Origin of the sequence: Falsiroseomonas algicola (assembly GCF_011040385.1) — a bacterium.
GTDB classification, from domain to species: domain Bacteria; phylum Pseudomonadota; class Alphaproteobacteria; order Acetobacterales; family Acetobacteraceae; genus Falsiroseomonas; species Falsiroseomonas algicola.
In genome coordinates this window covers 48,457-69,028 of the sequence record NZ_JAAIKB010000004.1, presented here as the reverse complement: position 1 = coordinate 69,028, position 20,572 = coordinate 48,457, and the positions used below count along the sequence as shown (strand labels likewise).

The 20,572-nt window shown below is 73.5% G+C and carries 21 protein-coding genes; 11 read left to right on the top strand and 10 right to left on the bottom strand.

Annotated elements, in window-relative coordinates; translation table 11 throughout:
• Nucleotides 1–23 precede the first annotated feature (23 nt).
• The gene (locus tag G3576_RS11640) at nucleotides 24–1,352 is read right to left on the bottom strand and encodes an outer membrane protein assembly factor BamB family protein (RefSeq protein WP_164694576.1); all 1,329 of its coding nucleotides are present in this window, start codon (nucleotides 1,350–1,352) and stop codon (nucleotides 24–26) included.
• A complete protein-coding gene (locus tag G3576_RS11635; RefSeq protein WP_164694575.1) occupies nucleotides 1,352–2,002 on the bottom strand; it encodes a tetratricopeptide repeat protein in 651 nt (216 codons plus the stop codon). Before G3576_RS11635 ends, G3576_RS11640 begins: the two co-directional genes overlap by 1 nt.
• Before the next feature lie 83 nt (nucleotides 2,003–2,085).
• Here G3576_RS11635 and G3576_RS11630 point away from each other — a divergent pair, with 83 nt between their 5' ends.
• Nucleotides 2,086–2,646, top strand: coding sequence for a hypothetical protein (locus tag G3576_RS11630; protein WP_164694520.1), 561 nt, complete (start codon nucleotides 2,086–2,088; stop codon nucleotides 2,644–2,646).
• Nucleotides 2,647–2,668: 22 nt separating this feature from the next.
• Here the strand turns inward: G3576_RS11630 and G3576_RS11625 are convergent, their stop codons facing one another.
• Complete coding sequence (locus tag G3576_RS11625) at nucleotides 2,669–4,702, bottom strand: hypothetical protein (RefSeq protein ID WP_164694574.1); 2,034 nt, start codon at nucleotides 4,700–4,702, stop codon at nucleotides 2,669–2,671.
• Nucleotides 4,703–5,037: 335 nt separating this feature from the next.
• The gene (locus G3576_RS11620) at nucleotides 5,038–6,357 is read right to left on the bottom strand and encodes a dihydroorotase (protein ID WP_164694573.1); all 1,320 of its coding nucleotides are present in this window, start codon (nucleotides 6,355–6,357) and stop codon (nucleotides 5,038–5,040) included.
• Nucleotides 6,358–6,502: 145 nt separating this feature from the next.
• Here G3576_RS11620 and G3576_RS32555 point away from each other — a divergent pair, with 145 nt between their 5' ends.
• On the top strand, nucleotides 6,503–7,741 hold the full coding sequence (locus tag G3576_RS32555; RefSeq protein ID WP_164694572.1) for an O-antigen ligase family protein: 1,239 nt from the start codon (nucleotides 6,503–6,505) through the stop codon (nucleotides 7,739–7,741).
• Here the strand turns inward: G3576_RS32555 and G3576_RS11610 are convergent.
• The gene (locus tag G3576_RS11610) at nucleotides 7,714–8,826 is read right to left on the bottom strand and encodes a glycosyltransferase family 4 protein (protein WP_164694571.1); all 1,113 of its coding nucleotides are present in this window, start codon (nucleotides 8,824–8,826) and stop codon (nucleotides 7,714–7,716) included. The two genes, G3576_RS32555 and G3576_RS11610, sit on opposite strands and share 28 nt — an antisense overlap.
• Nucleotides 8,823–9,728, bottom strand: a complete 906-nt coding sequence (locus tag G3576_RS11605) for a glycosyltransferase family 9 protein (protein WP_164694570.1) — start codon at nucleotides 9,726–9,728, stop codon at nucleotides 8,823–8,825. The genes G3576_RS11610 and G3576_RS11605 overlap by 4 nt, the downstream gene beginning before the upstream one ends.
• A gap of 66 nt (nucleotides 9,729–9,794) precedes the next feature.
• Here G3576_RS11605 and ygfZ point away from each other — a divergent pair, with 66 nt between their 5' ends.
• Entirely contained in the window at nucleotides 9,795–10,625 is an 831-nt protein-coding gene (ygfZ, locus tag G3576_RS11600) for a CAF17-like 4Fe-4S cluster assembly/insertion protein YgfZ (RefSeq protein WP_164694921.1), read from the top strand.
• Between the two features lie 4 nt (nucleotides 10,626–10,629).
• On the opposite strand, the gene G3576_RS11595 is transcribed toward ygfZ, so the two are convergent.
• Both G3576_RS11595 and G3576_RS11590 read right to left on the bottom strand, forming a co-directional pair.
• Nucleotides 10,630–11,253 (bottom strand): isochorismatase family protein, encoded by a 624-nt coding sequence (locus G3576_RS11595; protein WP_164694569.1) that lies wholly within the window; start codon nucleotides 11,251–11,253, stop codon nucleotides 10,630–10,632.
• A gap of 136 nt (nucleotides 11,254–11,389) precedes the next feature.
• The gene (locus G3576_RS11590) at nucleotides 11,390–12,589 is read right to left on the bottom strand and encodes an FAD-dependent oxidoreductase (RefSeq protein WP_164694568.1); all 1,200 of its coding nucleotides are present in this window, start codon (nucleotides 12,587–12,589) and stop codon (nucleotides 11,390–11,392) included.
• A gap of 257 nt (nucleotides 12,590–12,846) precedes the next feature.
• Here G3576_RS11590 and G3576_RS11585 point away from each other — a divergent pair, with 257 nt between their 5' ends.
• From G3576_RS11585 to G3576_RS11575, 3 genes are all read left to right on the top strand, one after another.
• Nucleotides 12,847–13,665, top strand: coding sequence for a S49 family peptidase (locus tag G3576_RS11585; protein WP_164694567.1), 819 nt, complete (start codon nucleotides 12,847–12,849; stop codon nucleotides 13,663–13,665).
• Nucleotides 13,666–13,743: 78 nt separating this feature from the next.
• Complete coding sequence (locus G3576_RS11580; protein WP_164694566.1) at nucleotides 13,744–14,598, top strand: substrate-binding domain-containing protein; 855 nt, start codon at nucleotides 13,744–13,746, stop codon at nucleotides 14,596–14,598.
• 81 nt (nucleotides 14,599–14,679) lie between these two features.
• Nucleotides 14,680–15,369 (top strand): FkbM family methyltransferase, encoded by a 690-nt coding sequence (locus tag G3576_RS11575; protein ID WP_164694565.1) that lies wholly within the window; start codon nucleotides 14,680–14,682, stop codon nucleotides 15,367–15,369.
• A 6-nt stretch (nucleotides 15,370–15,375) separates the two neighbouring features.
• On the opposite strand, the gene G3576_RS11570 is transcribed toward G3576_RS11575, so the two are convergent.
• Nucleotides 15,376–15,561, bottom strand: a complete 186-nt coding sequence (locus G3576_RS11570; RefSeq protein ID WP_164694564.1) for a tautomerase family protein — start codon at nucleotides 15,559–15,561, stop codon at nucleotides 15,376–15,378.
• A gap of 71 nt (nucleotides 15,562–15,632) precedes the next feature.
• Between G3576_RS11570 and G3576_RS11565 the strand changes: the two genes are divergently transcribed.
• Complete coding sequence (locus tag G3576_RS11565) at nucleotides 15,633–16,325, top strand: alpha/beta fold hydrolase (RefSeq protein ID WP_164694563.1); 693 nt, start codon at nucleotides 15,633–15,635, stop codon at nucleotides 16,323–16,325.
• Here the strand turns inward: G3576_RS11565 and G3576_RS11560 are convergent.
• A complete protein-coding gene (locus tag G3576_RS11560) occupies nucleotides 16,310–16,714 on the bottom strand; it encodes a ketosteroid isomerase-related protein (RefSeq protein ID WP_164694562.1) in 405 nt (134 codons plus the stop codon). The genes G3576_RS11565 and G3576_RS11560 overlap by 16 nt on opposite strands.
• Before the next feature lie 98 nt (nucleotides 16,715–16,812).
• Here G3576_RS11560 and G3576_RS11555 point away from each other — a divergent pair, with 98 nt between their 5' ends.
• The 4 genes from G3576_RS11555 (at nucleotide 16,813) to glyS (ending at nucleotide 20,565) form a co-directional block, all read left to right on the top strand.
• The gene (locus G3576_RS11555) at nucleotides 16,813–17,682 is read left to right on the top strand and encodes a glycine--tRNA ligase subunit alpha (RefSeq protein WP_164694561.1); all 870 of its coding nucleotides are present in this window, start codon (nucleotides 16,813–16,815) and stop codon (nucleotides 17,680–17,682) included.
• A gap of 61 nt (nucleotides 17,683–17,743) precedes the next feature.
• Nucleotides 17,744–18,025 carry a type II toxin-antitoxin system VapB family antitoxin gene (locus G3576_RS11550; protein ID WP_164694560.1) on the top strand — a complete coding sequence of 94 codons (282 nt, stop codon included), beginning with the start codon at nucleotides 17,744–17,746 and terminating at the stop codon, nucleotides 18,023–18,025.
• On the top strand, nucleotides 18,022–18,411 hold the full coding sequence (locus G3576_RS11545; protein WP_164694559.1) for a type II toxin-antitoxin system VapC family toxin: 390 nt from the start codon (nucleotides 18,022–18,024) through the stop codon (nucleotides 18,409–18,411). The genes G3576_RS11550 and G3576_RS11545 overlap by 4 nt, the downstream gene beginning before the upstream one ends.
• A gap of 3 nt (nucleotides 18,412–18,414) precedes the next feature.
• Nucleotides 18,415–20,565 carry a glycine--tRNA ligase subunit beta gene (gene glyS / locus G3576_RS11540; RefSeq protein WP_164694558.1) on the top strand — a complete coding sequence of 717 codons (2,151 nt, stop codon included), beginning with the start codon at nucleotides 18,415–18,417 and terminating at the stop codon, nucleotides 20,563–20,565.
• Nucleotides 20,566–20,572 lie beyond the last annotated feature (7 nt).

The following is a 20,572-nucleotide window of genomic DNA, read 5'->3' as shown; positions in this document are numbered from 1 at the left end:
CACCGTCCCCGGCGCGGGCACCCTCAGCGCAGCGCCATCAGCGTCCCGTCATCGCCGAGCACGACCAGCGTGCCCTCCGCCACCGCCATCGGCAGGGTGCTGCCGGAGGAGAGCGGGATGCGGCCGGCGAGGGTGCCGGCGGCGGGGTCGATCTGCAGCACCTCCCCGCGGCTGGAGGGCACCAGCATCAGGCCGCCGGCCAGCAGCGGCGGGCCGAAGCGGGCGGCATCGCGGCGGCGGCCGCCTTCCGGGGAGGGGTCGAGTTCCACCACCCAGCGGATGCGGCCATCGTTCCGGCCGACGGCCACGGCCTCACCGGCCCGGGTCACGGCGAAGACCCAGTCGCCGGCGGAGGCGACGCCATTGCCGCCACCGAAGGCGCGCTCCCACAGGCGCCGCCCGCTGCGGAGGTCGACGGCGATGGTGGTGTTGGACAGGCCGGCGGCGAAGACGCGGCCGCGGTCGATCACCGGCAGCCCGGTGATGCCGACGATGTCGGCCAGGCTGGTCGCGCCCGCATTGCCGAGGCCTTCCTGCCAGAGCAGGCGGCCATCGGTGGCGCGGACGGCCGCCATCTCGCCGGTGCCGAAGCCGGCGACGACGGTCTCGCCCTCCACCGCCGGGGCGGGCAGGCCGAGCGGGATGGTGGCCTGGGCGCCGCCGCGATGGGTCCATAGGCGGCGGCCATCCTCGGCGGAGAGGCCGATCAGGTGGTTCTCCACCGTGGTGACGAAGATGCGGCCGCCGGCGACGGTGGGGGCGCCGCGGGTGGGGGCCGGGATGCGCACGCGCCAGCGGACGGCGCCATCCTCCGGCGAGAGGGCCAGGATCTCCGCCTGGCCGGTGGCGACATAGACGACGCCGCCTTCCACCGCGACGCCGCCGCCCACGGCGCCGTCGCGATCCTCCTCCGGCGCCGTGTCCCGGCGCCAGCGGCGGCCACCGCCATCCAGCGCATGGGCCGTGACCTCGCCATAGGCATCCACGGCATAGACCGTGCCGCCGGCGATGACGGGGCCGCTGGTGATGCGCTGGCGGTAGCCGGAGCCGTAGCCGATGGAGCTGCGCCAGGCCTGGCGGAGCGCGGCGCCGATTTCCGCATGCGGGGCGGCGTGGCTCGGCAGGCCGCCGGCCTGCGGCCATTCGGCCAGCGGCTGGGGCGCGGGCAGGCTGACGGCGCGGCCTTCCTGGCCGGCATCGGCGGCCAGTTCCGGGTCCGGCCGCATCACGCTGCGGCGTTCGCCCGGCAGCGGCTGCTTGCGGGTGCCGAGGATGCCATCGAGGGTGTCGCAGCCCGCGAGGAGGCCGGCGGCGCCGAGCAGCGCGGCGCGGCGGGTGAGGGAGTGGTTCATCAGCTTCCGAGCCCCGCGGCAACCCGTTGTGCGCGTTCCCGCATGGTGGGGGACACGGTGGCGTCCGTCGCCAGCGCCTGCAGGCGGGCACGGGCATCGGCGGTGTCGCCGCGTCGGATGGCGACGAGCGCCGCGATCTCCCGCGCCGGGGCCTGCCAGGGATTGCCGGCCGTGGTCAGCGGCCCGATGCGGGCGGCGAGCTGGGCGGGATCCCCGGCATCCAGCGCATGGCCGACGGCCAGCAGGGTGGCGAGGTCGCGGTAGAGGCTGTCGGCCTCGCCATCCGCGGCGACGGCTTCCCACAGCGCGAGCGCGCCGGCGGCGTCACCCGTCTCGGCCTTCAGCGCGGCGGCGCGCAGGCGGGCCAGGGTGCGGTAGCCCACGGGGGATTCGCGTGCGAGGGCGGCGAAGCCATCGGCGGTGGCGGGCAGGTCGGCGCCCTCGCGTTCCGCATTGCGGTGCAGCGTCATGTAGGTGCCGGCGGCGGCGGCGGCCGTGCTGGCTTGATGCCAGCGCCAGGCCTGCCAGCCGCCGGTCGCGGCGAGCGCCAGCAGCGCAACGCCCAGCGCCACGCCGCCCCAGCGCCGCGCGAGGCGGCGGGCACGGTCGGCGCGAAGGTCCTCTTCGACCTCGTCGAAGATATCGGGCACGGGCGATCCTCATTGGTCCGGCAGGGGGCGGACCATAGCGGCGTGTTCAGGTGACGTTAAGCCCGGGGGCGCAGCTTCGCGCCATGCAGACCCGTCGTCCCCCCGCGCCGCGCCTCGCCCACCGCCCCGCCGCCGCCCTGATCGGGGCGCTGCCGCTGCTGCTGGGCGGCTGCGTCGCCGAACAGGCGATCGGGCCGGGGCTGGTGGTGGGCGGTGCCAGCATCGTGTTGACCGGCAGGACGCCGGTGGATCATGTGGCGTCGCTGATCAGCGGGCAGGATTGTTCGATCGTGCGGCTGGAGCGGCGGGAGAGCTGGTGCGCGCCGCCGCCCGGGCCGCCGCCGCCCCAGGCCTATTGCACGCCGAGCCTCGGCCGTGTGGATTGCTGGACCACCCCGCCCTTCGGCGGCAACCGCCAGGTGGCGGACCCGCCGGGCCCGGTGCCGGTTGCGCCGGTGGCCCAGCCCGCCGCGGTGATCGAGGTGGCGCCGGTGATCGTGCCCCCGCCGGCGACCCCGGCTGTGCCCCCTGCTGTGCCCCCTGCCGCGGCTCCCCCCGCCGTCGCGCCGCCCGCCGCGGCGCCGGCCACGCCCGTGACCCGGCCCGCCGCCCCGGCACCGCGCCGGCCCGAGATCCGAACCTGACCGACCGGGTCCGGCCGCTGCCTCAGGGCAGCGGGCCGCGCCAGACCTGGGTGCCGTTGCGGTAGGCCTTGCGGGGCGTGGAGAGGTCGAGCGCCGCCGGCTGTTCCGCCATCAGCCGCCAGCCCGCGCCATCCAGGATCCGCACCGCGGTCGCTTCCTCCCCCCTCGCATGGGTGCTGAGCACGAGCCAGCGGATTCGCGCGGTGAGGAGCGCCGTCGCGTGGTTGAGCAGGGGCGGGATGATGCCGCGCAGGGCGACGCGCATCAGGTCCCAGGCAGGCGCCTCCTCCAGCAGGTCCTGCACCAGCGTCGCGGTGCCGGGACGGCCAGGCTCTGCCCCGATGGTGCCGCCCAGGAGGCGGGCCTCGGCGGGTGCCAGCCCGGCGGTGCGCAGCCCGGCCTCCATCGCCTTGAGGCGGTCGGCCGCCGCCTCCGTCGCGACCAGGCGGGGAGCCAGGCCCTGGGCGCGGGCCGCCCGGGCGGCGATCAGCGCGATCTCCTGCCCCTGCGCCCCGCTGGCGCCGAGCATGAGGGCCGACCAGGAGCCCCGGGCATCGCGCAGGCTGCGCTCGATGGCCAGCCATTCGGTGCCATGCGCCTCCGCGGCGGCCGGCATCGGCGCATCGGTGAGCGCTTCATAGGCGGCGGCGACAGCCTCCCTGTCGCCGGGATCGGCCAGGACGGCGGCGAAGGCCGGCAGCGGTGGGGGCAGGGCGCGGTCGGGCGGTGGCAGGGCCGCCCTGGCCGCCGGGCGCGCGGCGGCCGGCGCGGGGCCGGGTTCCGCTGCGGGTGACAGCGGCGACACCATGACGGGGGGCGGCACCGGCAGGGGCGGCGGGGCGGCTGGCGGTGCCGGATCGGCGGGCACCTGAGGTTCCGGCGCCTGAAGTTCCGGCGCCTCAGCGTCCGGCGCCTGCGATCCGGGCGGCGGGAAAGGCGCCTCCGCGGCGGGCGCCCCGATGCCGGGCGCTTCGATGCCGGGCGCCTCGATCGGCGGAGGCTCGGCCGCCGGTTCCGGGCGTGCGGGCGGGGCGGCCAGCGGGGCCAGCATCGCCCAGGTTTCCGGTGCGATGGGGCGGAGCGGCGGCAGGGTGGCGGTGGGCGTCGGGATCGGCGGCGGCGGCTCGGCGACGGCCTCGATCGGTTCCGGTTCCGGTGCCTGGTCCGGTGGCGACGGGGCCGTGAGGGGCGCGCCGAGAGACCAGGTCTCGATCTCCGGCGGTGGTTCGGGCGCGGGGGCAGGGCGCGGGGCCGCACGCCCGCCGCCCAGGACCGGCAGGCGCGCCAGGATCGCCTGGGCCTCGGCGGAGGGCGGCGCGGGAGGTGCGGGGGGTGGCGCCGGGGTGGCTTCCGCCAGGGCCGCCAGCAGCGCGGTGAAGGGCGCGGGCGGCGGGGCGGGCTCCGCCGGTGGCACGGCGGCCAGGGAGGCGAGCAGCGACGGCGGGGGTGCCGGCATGGCCGGAATCGCCGGGGGTTCCGTGGCCTCGATGGGGGCCTCGACGGGTGCTTCGACGGGCGAGACGTCGGAGGAAAGGGCTTCGGCGGGATTTGCCGGGGCTTCGAGCGCGGGCGCCGCGGGGGCCTCCTCCGCGGGCGGGGTGGCAAGGGATGCCAGCAGCGACAGGGCGGGGGCCGCCGGCTCCGCCGCGAGCGATCCCAGCAGGGGCGATGCGGGCACCGGGGCGGGGGCTTCCGCCGCCAGGCTGGCCAGCAGCGTGGTCAGCGGTGCCGGCGGGGGCGGCGCCGGCGGGGGTGGTGCCGGCGGGGGCGCGGGCGGGGGCGGCGGTGGGGCCGACCGGACTGGCAGTGGCGGCAGCGGGGGGCGCGCCAAGGGGGGGGCGAGGGGCGCCTGCGGAGCGGGCGGCGGTTCCGCCGCCGGCGCCAGCGCGGCGAGCAGGCCCGGCATCGGCACCTCGGGCGCCGTGCCGAGGGCGTTGAGGAGCGGCGAGGCGGCCGGCGGCGCGGCTGCTGCCGCGCGCGGCTGGTCAGGCGCGACGGGGGGCGCGAGGAAGGAGAGCAGGCCGGTGGAAGGCGGCGGCTCCGGCGCCGCCGGCATGCCTGAAGCCGGCGCCGCCGGCGTGCCTGGGGCCGGCGTTTCGGGTCGCGCTGACGACGGGGCGATCGCGGCATCCGGCACCATCGGCAGGGGCGCGGCCGAAGCCGGCGCCGCGGGAGCCTGGCCGAGGGACCTCTTCAATCGCGCGGCCCAGTCGGGAAAGCCGCCGCCTCGTTCCGCCATCGCCATAGCCTCCGCCGCATCCCCGAGGGCGCCTTACCAGCCCGCCGCACCACCCTCAACCGCGACGACATGACCTCGATCGGCTCGCCATCCGCCCCTGCCCGCAGCACAGGCAGGGCACGGTCAATCCGCGGGCGGCGCTGGGCGGCGGCTTACGGCGCGAAGCGCACCGGCGCGCCGGCGGGGGTGCCGATCACCTCATCCTCCCGCATCACCGCCTGGCCGCGCAGGATGGTCATGACGGGCCAGCCCGTGCAGCGGTGCCCGGCGAAGGGCGTCCAGCCGCAGGGGGAGACGATCCAGCTCTCCTCGATCGTGCGGCTGCGCTTCATGTCCACGATGGTGAAGTCCGCATCGTAGCCGGCGGCGAGCCGCCCCTTGCCCACCATGCCATAGACCCGCGCCGGACCTGCCGCCATCAGGTCCGTCAGGCGGGAGAGGGAGAGGCGCCCGGCCGAGACATGGTCCAGCATCAGCGGCACCAGCGTCTGCACGCCCGTGAGGCCCGAGCCGCATTCCGGCCAGGGCTTTTCCTTCGACGCGCGGCTGTGCGGCGCGTGGTCGGAGCCGACCGTATCCACCGTGCCATCGGCGACGGCGGCCCAGGCGGCCTCCATGTGCCGCGCATCCCGGATCGGCGGGTTCATGACCGCATAGCCCTTGAGGCGGTCATAGGCCTCATCCGTCTGGGTGAGGTGGTTCAGCAGCACCTCCACCGTGCAGAGGTCGCGGTAATCCTTGAGGTAGCCGAGTTCCTCCGCCGTCGAGACATGCAGGATGTGGGCGGGGCGGTTGGTCTTGCGGGCGATCGCCATCAGGCGGCGGGTGCCGAGGAAGGCGCATTCCACGTCGCGCCATTCGGCATGCATGCGGTGCGGCATGCCCGTCGTGTAGTTCGGGCGGCGGGCCTGCAGGCGGTACTCGTCCTCGCTGTGATAGGCGATGCGGCGCCGGCCGCTGCGCATCACGGCCTCCAGGCTCGCATCATCCTCGATCAGCAAATCGCCGGTGGAGCTGCCGGCGAAGACCTTGATGGCGCAGACATTGGGCTGGCCTTCGAGGTCGGCCAGCGAGGGAATGTTGGTCTTCAGCGCGCCGACATAGAAGCCCATGTCGCACCAGGCGCGGCCGGCGATGAAATCGCGCTTCCAGTCGATCTTCTCCCGCGTCGTGATGGAGGGCGCGGTGTTGGGCATGTCGAAGACGGCCGTGAGGCCGCCGAGGATGGCGGCCTTGGTGCCGGTCTCGATGGTCTCGACCGCGGGGTCGCCGGGTTCGCGGAGATGGACGTGGCTGTCGATCAGGCCGGGCAGGATGTGGAGGCCGCGGCAATCGATCTCCTCCTCCGCATGGGCCTGGGAGAGATCGCCGATGGCGGCGATGCGGCCGGCGCGGATCCCGACATCCGTGACCTGCTCGCCCCAGGGCAGCACGCAGGTGCCGCCGCGCAGCACCAGCTCGTAATGCGCCATCGTCTCTCGATCCCCCGATTGCCGCCGATATCCGGTGGGGGCTTCTGCCATGTTTTGGCGCCGCGGGGCAGGGTGGGGCGGCTTGCTTGCGGGGGCGGGGGGGTTGTGGCTCTGTGCCCCGCCTGACCGCCCGATGGATGCCCGCGTGACGCCTGCCCCCCCGCTTTCGCGCAGCCCGACCTTGCCGCTCGTGGTCATGCTGCTGGTCGTGCCGGTGGTGGCGGTGCTGCAGTTCCGGGCCATCGCGCTGGTGACGAGCCTCGGCCTGCTGGCGGTGGTGGTGGCGGGACGGCGGGTGACGGGGGAATGGCCCTGGCCGAAGCCGGGGCCGGTGGTGATCGCTGCGGTGGCGCTGGGCGCCTGGGCGGTGGTGAGCGCGGCCTGGGCGCCGGATCCGATGCGCGCGCTGGGGACGGGGCTGCGCTTCGGCGGCTTCGTGCTGCTGGCGGCGGCGGCGGCGCGGGCGATGGGGAGCGAACCTCCGGCACGGCTGGCGCTGGTGGCGCGGTGCCTGGTGGCGGGGCTGGCGATCGGGATCGCGCTGGCGGCGGCGGACCACCTCAGCGGGAATGGCATACGCGCGGCGGTGCGGGGGATGCGGGAGGCGCCGTCCTGGCTCTTCTTCGGGCTGAAATCGGCGGTCGCGGTGATCGCGGTGCTGCTACCGGTGGCGGTGGCGATGCCGGGGCTGGCCTGGTGGTGGCGCCTGGGGCTGGCGGTGGCGGGGCTCGCGGCTTCGGTCCTGCTGCCGGCGGAATCGGCGAAGATCGCGGCCTTCGCGGGGCTGGCGGCGCTGGGCCTGGCCTGGCTGCTGGGGCGCTGGGGCGGGTGGCTGGTCGGGGCGGCGGCGGCGGCGGTGATGCTGGTGGCGCCGCTGCTGACCGGCGCGGTGCTGCCGCGGCTGCCGGGGCTGGAGGCGATCCAGCCCTCTGCCGCGCATCGCATCCTGATCTGGGATTTCGCGCTGGAGCGGATCGCGGAGAAGCCGGTGCTGGGCTGGGGGGCGGAATCCGCCCGCGCCATCCCGGGCGGCACGGGGCTGTTCGACCGGGCGGTGCTGGACCGTTATGGCCTGACCTCCGAAACATCGCGCGCCTGGTTCGCGCGTCCGCCGGCGCAGCGCCTGCCGCTGCACACGCACAACGCCGCGCTGCAGGTCTGGCTGGAGATGGGCGCGGTGGGCGCGGTGATCGCGGCGCTGATGCTGGCGGCGATCGGCGTCGTCGCGGCGGGGATGGGGCCGGGGGCTGTCGGCGCCTATGCGGCGGCGCTGGTGGTGGGGATGTTGAGCTACGGCATCTGGCAGGAATGGTGGATCGGCATGCTGCTGCTGCTGGCCGTCGCCGTCTCGGCGCTTCAGGGGCCGCGCAGCAGCGCGACGTAGCGGGGCGTCACCGCCTCCCACACGAAATCCCGGCGCACCCGCGCCGCGGCGGCTTCGCCCATGGTGGCCAGGCGCATGCGGTCCCGCAGCATCGCGGCGAGCGCGTCCCGCACCGAGGCCGTGTCCGCGCCGTCGCAGACGAGGCCCGTCTCGCCCTCCGCCACCGCATCCACCGCGCCGCCGTCACGCCCCGCGAGGGAGGCGACGCCATGCCAGGCGGCCTCCAGGTAGGTCAGGCCGAAGCCCTCGACGGAGGCACCCTCCCGCCGCACCGGCATGGCGAAGAGGGTGGCGCGGCGGTAGAGCGCGGCTTTCAGGCCTTCCTCCACCCGGCCGGCGAAGACCACGCGCTCCGCGACCCCGCATTCGGCGGCGAGGGCCGCGAGGCGTTCGCGATCGGGCCCGCCGCCGGCGATGACGTGGCGGATGTTAGGGAAGGCGTTGGCGAGGGCGGGCAGGGCGCGGATCACCTGGTCGAAGCCCTTGCGGGGCTCGAGCCGCGCCAGGCTGAGCAGCACGGGGGCGCCATCGCCGCAGAGCGCGGCGGCGGCGGCGATGTCGGCGGGGGTGGGCTCGGGCTGGGGGCGGATGACGGGCTGCACCACCTCCAGCACCTGGCCGGGGCGGAGATGCGGGCGGACGAGGGCCGCCGTGTAGCGGGAATTGGCGGCGATGGCGTCGGCGCGGCCGAGGGCGGCGCGGATGCGGGCGATCTTGGCGGCGGAGGCGTCGGGCGGGAATTCCATGCCATGCGCCAGGACCAGCAGGCGCGCGCGCGTCCCGGGGATGGCCTCCACGCTCTTCCAGCTGTCGGCGATGATGGCGTCAGGCGAATCGCTCCGCAGCAGGCGCCACAGCGCGAAGCGGCGGGCGAGCTTCCGCAGCGGGCGCGGGCCGCCGAAGCGGCGGATGGGGACGGTGGCGGGCGTGTCTTCCGCCCGGCCGGAGCGGATGCGCTCCGCCAGCACGGTGATGGCGTGGCCGGCGGCCGCGATCTCCCGCGCCAGGCCGCCCATGGTGGTCTCGATGCCCCCGGGGTCGGGGGTGAAGTTCTGCGTGACCATGATGACGCGGAGCGGCGTCATGGCGGCGTCAGCAGGCGTTGCGCGGCGTCCAGGACGCGGGGGGCGGGCAGGTCGGTCATCGGCGATTCATAGGGCGGGCCATCGGCCTCCACCGCCAGGGCGCGGGGGCCGGCGGGGCCGTATTCCGCGGCGCTGCTGCGACCGAAAAGGCCGATGGTGCGGGTGCCGGCGGCGGCGGAGAGGTGCATCAGCCCGCTGTCATTGCCGATGAAGAGCGCGGCGCGCTTCAGCACGGCCGCCACCTCCGGCAGGGAGAGCGTGCCAACCAGGTCGAGCGCGCCGGGAAGTGCTTCCAGCACCGGTGCGGCCATGGCGCGCTCGCCCGCCCCGGGGCCGCCCAGGATCGCGATGCGCGCGCCCTCCAGCGATCCACCGGGAGCGGTGAGGGCCTGGGCCACCTGGATGAAGCGCTCCGCGGGCCAGACCTTCTTCTCCCAATTCGCGGTCGGGCCCAGCACCAGCCAGGGGCCGCCGGGCAGCAGCGCGGCCGCCTTCGCCTCATCTGCCGGTGCCGTCCAGGCGACGGGCAGCGGCGGCGGGGCCAGGCCGAGCAGGGCACCGAGATGCGCCAGCCGATGCCCGGGGCGGCGGCCGCCCTTCGCCGTGGCGCGGCGCCGCGCCGGCACCATCCAGGCGAGCGCGGAGGCGCGGAGGTCGATCACCAGATCCCAGGCCGTGAAGGCGACCTGCCGCCAGAGATCCAGCCAATGCGCGGACCAGCGGCGCTTGCGCAGCACGATCAGGCGTTCGAGGCCCGGCATGCGCGCGAAGACCCCCTCCGCCGCCGGTCCGCAGGCGACCGTGACGCGTGCGCCGGGATGGGCGCGCAGCAGATGGTCGAGCAGTCCGGTGGACAGCACGGCATCGCCGATCCGGGTGGAGGTGACGAAGAGGATGCGCATCGCGCACCCCGCATAGCACGAAGGCGGCGGTTGCAACGCGGCGCCGCCTCTCCCACCTTCCGGCCCATGCCGATTGCCGTATTGCCGGGCCGTGGAGTCGTCGAGGTGGCGGGGGAGGACCGTGTCCCCTTCCTCCAGGGGCTCGTGTCCAACGACGTGGCGAAGGCCGCGCCAGGCCAGGCCGTCTGGGCCGCGCTGCTGACGCCGCAGGGCAAGTGGCTGGCGGATTTCTTCATCCTGTCGGATGGCGACCGCCTGCTGCTGGATGTGGAGCGCGACCAGGCGGGGCCGCTGGTGCAGCGGCTGACCCGCTTCCGGCTGCGCAACCGCGTGGCGCTGCGCGATGTCTCCGCCGATTTCGTCGTCATGGCGGGTTGGGGCTCCTCCCTGCCGCCGCCGCGCAGCATCGCGGCCCCCGATCCGCGGCTGCCGGAGGCGGGGTGGCGCATCCTCGGCCATACGCCGGTCGGTGAGGCGGATGAGGCGGCCTGGGACATCCACCGCCTGTCGCTCGGCCTGACCGATGGCAGCCGGGACCTGGAGCCGGAGAAGTCGGTGCTGCTGGAAGGCGGCTTCGACGAGCTCGGCGGCGTGTCCTGGACCAAGGGCTGCTACATGGGCCAGGAGCTGACGGCGCGGACCAAGTATCGCGGCCTGCTGAAGCGCCGCATCGTGCCCGTGACGGTGGAAGGCGGCCTGCCGCCGCCGGGGACGCCGGTGCTGCGGGACGGGCAGGAGGTCGGCGAGATGCGATCCGCCCGCGCCGGCCATGGGCTGGCGATGCTGCGGCTCGACGCGCTGGCGGAAGGGGCGAAGCTGTCGGCCGGCGGTGCGGTGGTGACGCCGCGCGTACCCGGATGGATGAAGCTGCCGGCGGAGAAGGTCCCCGCCGGCTGAGCGGTCAGCGGGACGCGGCCTCGATCTGCTCCCGCGTCATCAGGTCCGCGTATTTCTGGCCCATGTCGAAGAGGTTCGCCTCATGCGGCCCGATCGCGCGGTCGCCGACGCAATCCGTCGCGACGATGGTGCGGAAATTGTGCTGCAGGCTGTCCACGACCGTGGCGCGCACGCAGCCGCTGGTCGTGCAGCCCGCGACGACGACCGTATCGGCACCCTGGTAGCGCAGCCACGACGCCAGGTTGGTGTCGAAGAAGCCGGAGGCCCCCTGCTTGCGGACGATGTGCTCGCCCGGCACCGGCGTCAGTTCCGGCACGATCTGCGACAGCGGCGAATGCTCCGTCAGCTTCAGCAGCGAGGGCGCCTTCAGCGTGAAGACGCCGGCATCCGACCCGTCATCGGCATAGACGACGCGGGTATGGGCGACCGGCCAGCGATGGGCGCGGGCGAAGGCCAGCAGCTTCACCGTCTGCTCGATGGCGGGGCCGATATTGCCGCCGCCGAAATGCTCGGGATCGGCGAAACCATTGACGTAGTCGACGATGACCAGCGCCGGGCGCTGGCCCATGCCGGCTTTGTTGCCCATGCCCTGGCGGTGGTAGATGTCGGCCTCGGGATGCCCGCTCATGCCACGCTCCGCGTGGCATGAGCTTTCTTTGCCCTCAGGCGCCGGGCGGCGGCATCCGCCGCCTTGGCTCGCCGGACTGCCGGCGGCGCCCATTCGGGCGCTCGGCGCGCGGTGCGCGCCGCCTTCTCATCCTTCATCACGCCACATTCTCCAGATCCCGTAGCGATTGGATCATCGCGCTGCGCAGCAGGTAGGCGCGGTGCTTCGCGGGGTCGGCGACGGTGGCGCGGAGTTCGTCGTGATAGGCGCGGCGCTGCTCGGGGTCCCGCTGGTTCAGGATCTGGCGGTTGCGCAGCGCCTGCTGCTGCACGACGTCGAGCGCCACCTTGCGCCGCTGCCGCCCATAGCGGCCCATCAGCGCCAGGTCGGCGCCCTTCCAGACCTCGGTCAGCTTGGAGGCCAGGTTGAAGGCATCATGGATGCCGCCATTCATGCCCATGCCGCCGAGCGGGTTGTTGATGTGCGCGGCATCGCCGGCCAGGAAGACGCGGCCATGGACGTATTCGTCCACCACACGCTCATGCACGCGATAGGCGGTGCGGTGGATGACCTTGTAGCCCTCGGGATTCGGCACCACGGCCTGCAGCCGCGCATCCATCCGCGCGGGGTCCGTCATCTGCTCCTCCGTCTCCTCCGGATCGGTCGGGAAGAGCACGCGCCACAGCGACGCCGTGCGCAGCAGCACGAACCATTCCTGCGGGTCGCTGATATAGGCGATGTTGGAGAGGTCCCCGATATGCTCGTGGAAGGGGAAGGTCGTTGACAGCGACAGGAAGATCTCGGGGATGGTCTGGCCGCGGAACTCCGTGCCGACCGAACGGCGCACCGCGCTGCGCGCGCCATCGGCGCCGATGAGGTAGCGGCCGCGGATGGGTTCCTTGCTGCCATCCGAGCGTTCGATGGTCAGCGTGACGCCATCGGCGTCCTGCGCCACGGAATCCGCCTTGGCATCGTAGATGAACTGCACGTCGGGGTTGCCGGCCATGCGTTCGCGCAGCATGCGGGTCAGGCGCCACTGTTCGCATTGCAGGCGGTAGGGATGCGCCGTGTCGTCCTTCAGGCGCTCCATCTCGAAGGTCGCGATGACGCCCTGGTGGCGGTCGCGGAACTGCCAGAAGGGGCAGACCAGCCCCTGCTCGATCAGCGCATCCACCACGCCGAAGCGGCCCAGCATGTCGAGCGTCGGCGGGTGGAAGGTGGAGGCGCGCAGGTCATCCGGCAGGTCCTGCGCCTGCTCCACGATGGTGACGGGAATGCCTTCCCCGGCCAGGTAGGCGGCGGCGACCATGCCGACCGGGCCTGCCCCTGCGATGATGACGCGATCGTCCTTGACCATGCTGTCCCTCGGGATTCGTCCGGACAATATCGCGCTTGTAGGGGCGGTGGGGAACCCTCCGCTTGTGCGGGACCGGCGGCGGCGCATTTATGGGGCATGACAGCAACGGCAAGATCGACTGCCCCGCGGCCGACGAAGTCGGCCGAGGTCGCGAATGCGGCCCGCCGGAAGTCCGGCGAGCCAAGCGCGCGTAGCGCGCGCCCGGCGCTTGAGGGCATGCACATCATGCCAGCGAGCCGCCGCAGGCGGCCGCTGGCATGAAAATCCCCTTCCTGGATCGGCCGCCCGTGGTGGCGGTGCTGCGGCTTTCCGGCGTGATCGCGGCGCGCGGTGGCGGGCCCTTCGCTTCCCCCGGCATCAGCGCGGAGGGCATGGCGCCGCTGATCGAGCGCGCCTTCCGCCTGAAGCGCCTGGCGGCCGTGGCGCTGGTGGTGAACTCGCCCGGGGGTTCCCCGGTGCAGTCCAGCCTGGTGGCGGCGCGCATCCGCCGCCTGGCCGAGGAGAAGAAGGTGCCGGTCACGGCCTATGTGGAGGATGCCGCGGCCTCCGGCGGCTACTGGCTGGCCTGCGCGGCGGATGAGATCGTGGTGGACCGCGCCTCCATCGTCGGCTCCATCGGCGTGATCAGCGCGGGATTCGGGGCGGAGGAGGCGATCCGGCGCCTCGGCATCCGGCGGCGGATGCACACGGCGGGGGAGGAGAAGAGCTTCCTCGACCCCTTCCGCGCCGAGAAGCCCGAGGATGTGGCGCGGCTGGAGGCGCTGCTGGCCGACCTGCACGTGACCTTCAAGGACTGGGTCCGCGCCCGCCGCGGGGCGGCGCTGAAGGCGCCGGAGGAGGAGCTCTTCACCGGCCGCTTCTGGACGGGCGGGCGCGCGGTGGAACTGGGCCTTGCGGACCGGATCGGGGAGGTGTCGTCGGACCTCCGCGCCCGGTTCGGGGAGAAGGCGCGGCTGGTGCCGGTGGGGGGGCGGCGGCCGCCCTGGCCGCTGCGGCTGCTGTCGGGCGCCGCCATCGCGGAGGGCGCCCTGGCGGTGGCGGAGGAACGCGCCGCCTGGGCCAGGCTCGGCCTGTAGCGAAGCGCCGCGCGGTCTTCACGAAGCAGCAGGCTTCATCCGCCATGCTCCGGGGTGGTCCAACAACGGAGCCCCAGGATGGAGCCTCTGTCTGGCGGGCAACGGGTCGATCGCACCCGGCTGCCCCGGCGCCTTCTCCTCTCGATCCCCGCCCTTGCGCTGCCGTCCCTGGCGCGGGCGACGGAGCCGATCGTGATCGGCGGCAGCGGCCCGGTGCTGGCCGCGGCGCGGCTACTGGTCAGTGACCCCGCCGCCCAGGCGGCCCAGCCGGCGGAGGTGCTGGACAGCCTCGGCACAAGGGGTGGCTTGCAGGCGCTGCGGGACGGGACGATCCACATCGCCCTTTTCGCCCGGCCGCCGACGGCGGAGGAAAGCGCGGCCGGCATGCTGGCCCTGCCGCTGGCCGACAGCCCACTGGTGGCCGCCACCCGCGCGGGCGCCGCGCCGCCGGCGGCGGTCACGGTGGAGATGCTCTGCGCCCTGATGGATGGCAGCCAGGCGCAATGGCCGGATGGCAGGCCCGCCGTGGTCATCCGCCGCCAGGCGCAGGAGATCGACAATGCGGAACTGTCCGGCGTCTCGCCCGGGCTCTCGGCGGCGGTGCGGGCCATGCTGGCGCGGCCCGGGCCGCGCACGGCACGGACGGCGCAGAACAACGGGGACGCGATCGAGCGTGAGGAGGGGACGCTCGGCTTCATCACGCTCGGCCAGGCGATGACGGAGGGGCGGCGCATCGCGCCGGTCCCGGTGCAGGGCCTGCCGGGCGGGGAGCCGTGGCTGGTGATGAAGCGCTTCTTCGTCGCGCATATGGCGGATGCGGCGCCGGCGGTCGTCGCCCTGGCGCGACGCATGGCTTGGGCACAGGGCGGGCAGCGCCTGGCGTCGATGGGCTTCCAGCCGCCGCCTGCGGCATCGTCCCCCGCTGGCAGCTGATCCCGCCCGGCACCGCCGGGTTGCGGCGCGGGCGGCCATGGCACCATCCTCCCGCCCTGGGGCAGAGGGGGATGGGACGCCATGAGGCGGCTGGCCGGTTCCGTGGTCACCACGACCATCGAGGGGCGGGAGATCCGCTTCTTCGTCGCCAATGAGCAGGACGTGATCCAGCGCCACCACGCCCAGGGCGAATTCTACGAGCCGGAGGAGCTGGCCATCATCGGCCGGCACTGCCCGACGGGTGCGCACTTCGTCGATATCGGCGCCAATGTCGGCAACCATGCCATCCATGTCGCGGCCTTCCTGGCGCCCGGTTCCGTGCTGGTGCTGGAGCCCAACCCGCCGGCGGCGGAGATCCTGCGGCTCAACGTGCTGCTGAACGGGCTGTCGGGCCTGGTCGATACCAGCCTGCTCGGCATCGGGCTGGCAGGGGCGGAGGGCGTGGCGGCGGCGGTGGGCGGACGGAACAACCTCGGCGGCACGCGCATGGTGCCGGGGGCGCCGGACGGCGCCATCCCGCTGCGGACGGGGGATTCGCTGCTGGCGGGCCGCGCCGTCGATGTCCTGAAGATCGACGTGGAAGGCATGGAGATGGAGGTGCTGGGCGGCCTGGCCGGCGTGATCGCCGCCCATCGCCCCGCCATCTTCATCGAGGTGCACAACCGCAACGCCCGGGAGTTCCGCGCCTGGGCGGCGGCGCAGGGCTACCGCATCACGGAGACCTTCCGGCGCTATCCCTCCAACGAGAACTACATGGTGGTGGCGGGGTAGCGGCGGCTACCGGTCGGAGAAGAGGACGCCGCCCTTGGCCTTGGAGTCGGGCGCCGATTCGACGATCTGCACGGTCACGCTGGCGGCCGGGACGCCGAAATTCTTCACCATCGCCTCGGTCAGGTCGCGGACCAGGCCGCGCTTCTGTTCGACGGTGCGGCCGGTGGCGGCAAAGACCATGATCTCGGGCATGGGGTGATTCCCTGGGGGTGAGGCGGTAGCCTCCGCCCCGGCGCGGGCGGTGCGCAAGGGGGTATGGCCTGATGGGCGTGGTGCTGCTGCCCGGCTTCATGCTGGATGCGGGGATGTGGGAGGAGCTGGCGCCGCTGCTGGCGCCGATGGGCCCCGTGCATCACGGCGACCTGTTCCAGGACGACACGCTGGCGGGGATGGCGGCGCGGGTGCTGGCGGACGCCCCCGAGCGCTTCGTGCTGGTGGGGTTCTCCATGGGCGGCTTCGTGGCGCGGGAGGTGGCGCGGATGGCGCCCGGCCGCGTGCGGGCGCTGGTGCTGGTCGCGACCTCCGCCCGGGGTGACAGCGCATCCCAGCAGGCCAGGCGCCAGGCGGTGGCGGGGCGGCCGGAGGGCCAGGCCTTCCGGGGCATGAGCCGCGCCGCCATCGCGCGGGGGCTGCATCCGGACCGCGCCGGGGATGCCGCACTGGTGGACCGGCTGCGGGCCATGGGCGATCGCCTGGGCGGCGAGGTCTTCCTGCGGCAGACGCTGCTGCCGCGGCCGCCCTTCGATGATCGCCTGGGCGAGATCGCCTGCCCGACTCTGGTGGTGGCCGCGGCACAGGATGCGCTGCGCAGCGTGAGGGAGGCCGAGGAATTGCGGGACGGCATCCCGGGGGCGCGGCTCGCCGTCATCGAGGGCAGCGGCCACATGGTGCCGATCGAGGCGCCGGCGGTGCTGGCCAGGCTGGTGCTCGACTTCGTCGCTCAGGCGGAGACCTGAGCGATCCAGTCTTCCAGATTGTAATAGGTGGTGATGCGGGTGATGAGGCCGTCCTCGACGGCCAGGAAGGCGCCGGCGGGCAGGCGGTAGGTCTGGCCGCGGGCTTCGGGCAGGCCTTCGTCGGTGCGGAGATACTGGCCGACGACGGTGAACTCGGCGGCGGCGCGGGTGCCGGTCGTGTCCACCATCACGACGATCTCCTCCAGCTGCTCGGCATAGGCGCCGTCCATGCGGGCGAGGAATTCGACGAAAGCGGGCTTGCCGATGCGGCGCGTGCCCTGGTTGGGGTCATGCGCGACCTGGTCGTGCAGCAGGGCCAGCATCGCCGCGCGGTCGCCGGCATTGAAGGCGGCGTAGTAGCGGCGGACCAGGGCTTCGGTCGGGTGCATGGGCGGGGCTCCGGCGGGAAAAGCGGGGTTGCTTGCCGGCTTCCCCGCGCGGGGGGTAATGAACGCGCGAAACCTCCCCCGGCAAGACCCGCCCCCGCATGTCCGACACCGCGCCGTCCTTCCAGGAAATCATCCTGCGCCTCCATCGGTTCTGGAGCGCGCAGGGCTGCCTGATCCTGCAGCCCTACGACATGGAAGTGGGCGCGGGCACCTTCCACCCCGCGACGACCTTGCGCGCGCTGGGGCCGAAGCCCTGGGCGGCGGCCTATGTGCAGCCCTCCCGCCGGCCTTCCGATGGCCGCTACGGCGAGAACCCGAACCGGCTGCAGCACTACTACCAGTACCAGGTCATCATGAAGCCGAGCCCGCGCGATGCGCAGGATCTGCTGCTGGCGAGCTACCGGGACCTCGGCCTGGATCCCATGAAGCATGATTTCCGCTTCGTGGAGGATGACTGGGAGAGCCCGACGCTCGGCGCCTGGGGCCTGGGGTGGGAGGTCTGGTGCGACGGGATGGAGGTCGGCCAGTTCACCTATTTCCAGCAGGTCGGCGGCATCGCCTGCGAGGTGCCGTCCTTCGAGATGACCTATGGCCTGGAACGCCTGGCCATGTTCATCCAGGACGTCGATGACGTGTACGAGCTCGACTTCAACGGGCGTGGCGTGAAGTACGGGGAGGTCTTCCGGCGGGCGGAGGTCGAGTACTCCCACCACAATTTCACCGCGGCAGACACGGCCATGCTGTTCCAGCACTTCGCGGATGCGGAGCGCGAGTGCCAGTCGCTGCTGGCCTATGACCCGCCTTTGGCCCTGCCGGCCTATGACCAGTGCATCAAGGCGTCGCACCGCTTCAACCTGCTGGATGCCCGCGGCGCCATCAGCGTGACGGAGCGCGCGGCCTATATCGGCCGCGTGCGCGCGCTGGCGAAGGCCTGCTGCGAGGCCTGGGTGGCGGGGGAGCAGGCTTGAGCTTGTTGGCGCCTGGGCATTCTACCATGTTGGTAGGGCAATCTACCATCAGGGCGGCGCTATGGGGCAGCTGAACATCAAGAGCGCGAAGGCCGATGAGCTGGTCTCCCGCCTCGTCGCGCTGACGGGCGAGAACAAGACCCAGGCCATCGTGGCGGCGCTGGAGGAGAGGCTGGCGCGGGTGGAGCGGGAGCGGGGCGAGGCGCCGCCGCGGCGCGCCGACTACGAGGAACGCCTGCGGCGGATCACGGCCGCCGCCGCCGAGATCAGCGCGATGATCCCGCCGCATCTGCGGCACAGCGATCATGCCGATCTCTATGACGAGAACGGATTGCCGAAGTGATCGTCGATACCTCCGCCCTGGTCGCCATCCTGACGCAGGAACCCGATGGGCCGGCGCTGGGCGAGGAGATCGCCGCGGCGCCGTGGGTCGGCGTCTCCGCCGCAACGCTGGTCGAGGCCACCATGGTGCTGGAGGCGCGCGGCGGCGCCGCGGCCGGCCAGCGGCTGGAGGTGCTGCTCTCGGAGTTGGCGGCCGACATCTGCCCCGTCACGGAGCGCACCGCCCGCCTGGCGCAGGATGGCTGGCGCCGCTTCGGCAAGGGGCGGCATCCCGCGAAGCTCAATCTCGGCGACTGCTTCTCCTACGCGCTCGCGCAGGAACGGGGCGCGCCGTTGCTGTTCAAGGGCGATGACTTCGCCCAGACCGATGTGAAGAGGGCCATCTAGGCCATGCCTGACCTGCTGCTCGAACTCTTCTCCGAGGAAATCCCGGCGCGCATGCAGGCGCGCGGGGCGGAGGACCTGGCGAAGGCCTTCGCCAGCGCCGTCGCGCCGGTGCTGGAGGGGGCGCCCAGGCCTTTCTACGGACCGCGTCGCATCGGGCTTTCGGCCACGCTGCGCGCCGAGGTGACGACCGAGGGGAAGGAGGAACGCGGGCCGCGCACCTCCGCGCCGCCGGCGGCGCTGGACGGCTTCCTGAAGAAGCATGGCGCGACGCGGGAGATGCTCGCGGAGCAGAACGGGTTCTGGGTGTTCCGGAAGCCGGCGGAGACGGTGACGGCGGCGTCGCTCGTGGCCTCGGCCATGCCCGCGCTGATCCGGGGTTTCGGCTGGCCGAAATCCATGCGCTGGAACGGGCCCTTCACCTGGGTGCGGCCGCTGCACCGGGTGCTCTGCGTGCTGGATGGCCAGGTGGTGCCCTTTGCCATCGAGGAGTTGCCGGGCCTCGTCAGCGGCAATGAGACCGAGGGCCACCGCATCATGGCCGCCCATGCGGGGAAGGGCGGCGCCTTCGCGGTGACGGGCCTGGCGGATTACGAGGCCGGGCTGCGGGAGCGCTTCGTGGTGCCCGACGCCGCCGAGCGCATGCGGATCATCGAGGAGGGCATGAACCGCCTGGCCGCCGCGCAGGGCGTGCGCGTGGTGCCCGACCGCGGGCTGCTGGAGGAGGTTGCGGGGCTGGTGGAATGGCCGGTGCCGCTGCTGGGCCGCATCGACGACGCCTTCATGGATCTGCCGCCGGAACTCATGCGCACGACGATGCGCGTGAACCAGCGCTACTTCTCGCTGGTGAAGCCGGACGGGTCCGCGGCGCCTTTCTTCGCGCTGGTCGCCAATATCGCGGCGCTGGATGGCGGCGCGACGCTGGTGGCGGGGAATGAGCGGGTGCTGCGCGCCCGCCTTTCCGATGCGCGCTTCTTCTGGGACCAGGACCGCAAGCAGCGGCTGGAGAGCTACCTGCCGAAGCTGGAGAGCGTGGTGTTCCACGCGAAGCTCGGCACGCAAGGGAGCCGCGTGCAGCGCCTGGTGAAGCTGGCGCGGCATTTGGCGCCGCTGGTGGGCGCCGATGCGGGCCTGGCGGCGCGGGCGGCGGAGCTGGCGAAGGCGGACCTCGCCTCCGGCCTCGTCGGCGAATTCCCGGAGCTGCAGGGCATCATCGGGCGCTACTACGCGCTGCATCAGGGCGAGGATCCGCGCGTGGCGGAGGCGATCGCCGCGCATTACCGGCCGCTCGGCCCGGGCGACGCCGTGCCGACGGAGCCGGTGGCGATCGCGGTGGCACTGGCGGACAAGCTCGACACGCTGGCGGGGTTCTTTGCCGTCGATGAAAGGCCGACCGGCTCCGGCGACCCCTTCGCGCTGCGCCGGGCCGCGCTCGGCGTCATCCGCATCCTGCGGGAGAACGGCCTCCGGCTGCGCCTCGGCGAGGTAATCGGCGAGGCCTTCTTCGGATTTCCTCAGGCGGTGGGGGAAACATCCTCGCCCGAATTCGGCATGGCGGTGGCGCAGGAGAAGCTGCGCGGGGGCTACCAGGCGCCGAAAGGCAGCCTGCACCCGCCCATGGTCGCGGCCTTCGCGGCGGGGCTGGTGGACTTCCTCGCCGAGCGCCTGCGCGTTCAGCTGCGCGCGGAAGGCGCGCGGCATGACCTCGTCGCCGCGGCCTTCGGCGCCGGGGCGGAGGATGATTTCGTCCGCCTGCTCGCCCGCGCCGATGCGCTGAAGGCGCTGGTGGAGGGCGCGGACGGGCCCAACCTGCTCGCGGCCTACAAGCGCGCGGCGAATATCCTCCGCATCGAGGAGAAGAAGGACGGGCCGCACCAGGGCGCCATCGATGCCGCCCTGCTGACGGCGCCGGAGGAGCAGGCGCTGGCCGCCGCCCTCGATGCCGCGGAGCCCGCCGTCACGGCATCGTTGGCGGCTGAGAATTACATTTCTGCCATGTCGGCCTTGGCGGCCCTGCGAGGGCCACTTGATGCATTCTTCGAACGCGTCACCGTGAACGACCCCGTTCCGGAACTCCGGCGCAACCGTCTACGCTTGCTCGCACGGCTGCGCGCCGGAATCGACGCGGTGGCCGATTTTTCCCGGATCGAGGGCTGACCCGCAG

Excerpts from the sequence above, each read along its gene's own strand:
- G3576_RS11640 (WP_164694576.1), bottom strand. The coding sequence starts at position 1,352 with ATGAACCACTCCCTCACCCGCCGCGCCGCGCTGCTCGGCGCCGCCGGC.
- G3576_RS11630 (WP_164694520.1), top strand. The coding sequence starts at position 2,086 with ATGCAGACCCGTCGTCCCCCCGCGCCGCGCCTCGCCCACCGCCCCGCC.
- G3576_RS11625 (WP_164694574.1), bottom strand. The coding sequence starts at position 4,702 with ATGCCGGCGGCGCCGGAGCCGCCGCCTTCCACCGGCCTGCTCTCCTTC.
- G3576_RS11620 (WP_164694573.1), bottom strand. The coding sequence starts at position 6,357 with ATGGCGCATTACGAGCTGGTGCTGCGCGGCGGCACCTGCGTGCTGCCC.
- G3576_RS11610 (WP_164694571.1), bottom strand. The coding sequence starts at position 8,826 with ATGACGCCGCTCCGCGTCATCATGGTCACGCAGAACTTCACCCCCGAC.
- G3576_RS11605 (WP_164694570.1), bottom strand. The coding sequence starts at position 9,728 with ATGCGCATCCTCTTCGTCACCTCCACCCGGATCGGCGATGCCGTGCTG.
- ygfZ (WP_164694921.1), top strand. The coding sequence starts at position 9,795 with ATGCCGATTGCCGTATTGCCGGGCCGTGGAGTCGTCGAGGTGGCGGGG.
- G3576_RS11595 (WP_164694569.1), bottom strand. The coding sequence starts at position 11,253 with ATGAGCGGGCATCCCGAGGCCGACATCTACCACCGCCAGGGCATGGGC.
- G3576_RS11590 (WP_164694568.1), bottom strand. The coding sequence starts at position 12,589 with ATGGTCAAGGACGATCGCGTCATCATCGCAGGGGCAGGCCCGGTCGGC.
- G3576_RS11585 (WP_164694567.1), top strand. The coding sequence starts at position 12,847 with ATGAAAATCCCCTTCCTGGATCGGCCGCCCGTGGTGGCGGTGCTGCGG.
- G3576_RS11580 (WP_164694566.1), top strand. The coding sequence starts at position 13,744 with ATGGAGCCTCTGTCTGGCGGGCAACGGGTCGATCGCACCCGGCTGCCC.
- G3576_RS11575 (WP_164694565.1), top strand. The coding sequence starts at position 14,680 with ATGAGGCGGCTGGCCGGTTCCGTGGTCACCACGACCATCGAGGGGCGG.
- G3576_RS11570 (WP_164694564.1), bottom strand. The coding sequence starts at position 15,561 with ATGCCCGAGATCATGGTCTTTGCCGCCACCGGCCGCACCGTCGAACAG.
- G3576_RS11565 (WP_164694563.1), top strand. The coding sequence starts at position 15,633 with ATGGGCGTGGTGCTGCTGCCCGGCTTCATGCTGGATGCGGGGATGTGG.
- G3576_RS11560 (WP_164694562.1), bottom strand. The coding sequence starts at position 16,714 with ATGCACCCGACCGAAGCCCTGGTCCGCCGCTACTACGCCGCCTTCAAT.
- G3576_RS11555 (WP_164694561.1), top strand. The coding sequence starts at position 16,813 with ATGTCCGACACCGCGCCGTCCTTCCAGGAAATCATCCTGCGCCTCCAT.
- G3576_RS11550 (WP_164694560.1), top strand. The coding sequence starts at position 17,744 with ATGGGGCAGCTGAACATCAAGAGCGCGAAGGCCGATGAGCTGGTCTCC.
- glyS (WP_164694558.1), top strand. The coding sequence starts at position 18,415 with ATGCCTGACCTGCTGCTCGAACTCTTCTCCGAGGAAATCCCGGCGCGC.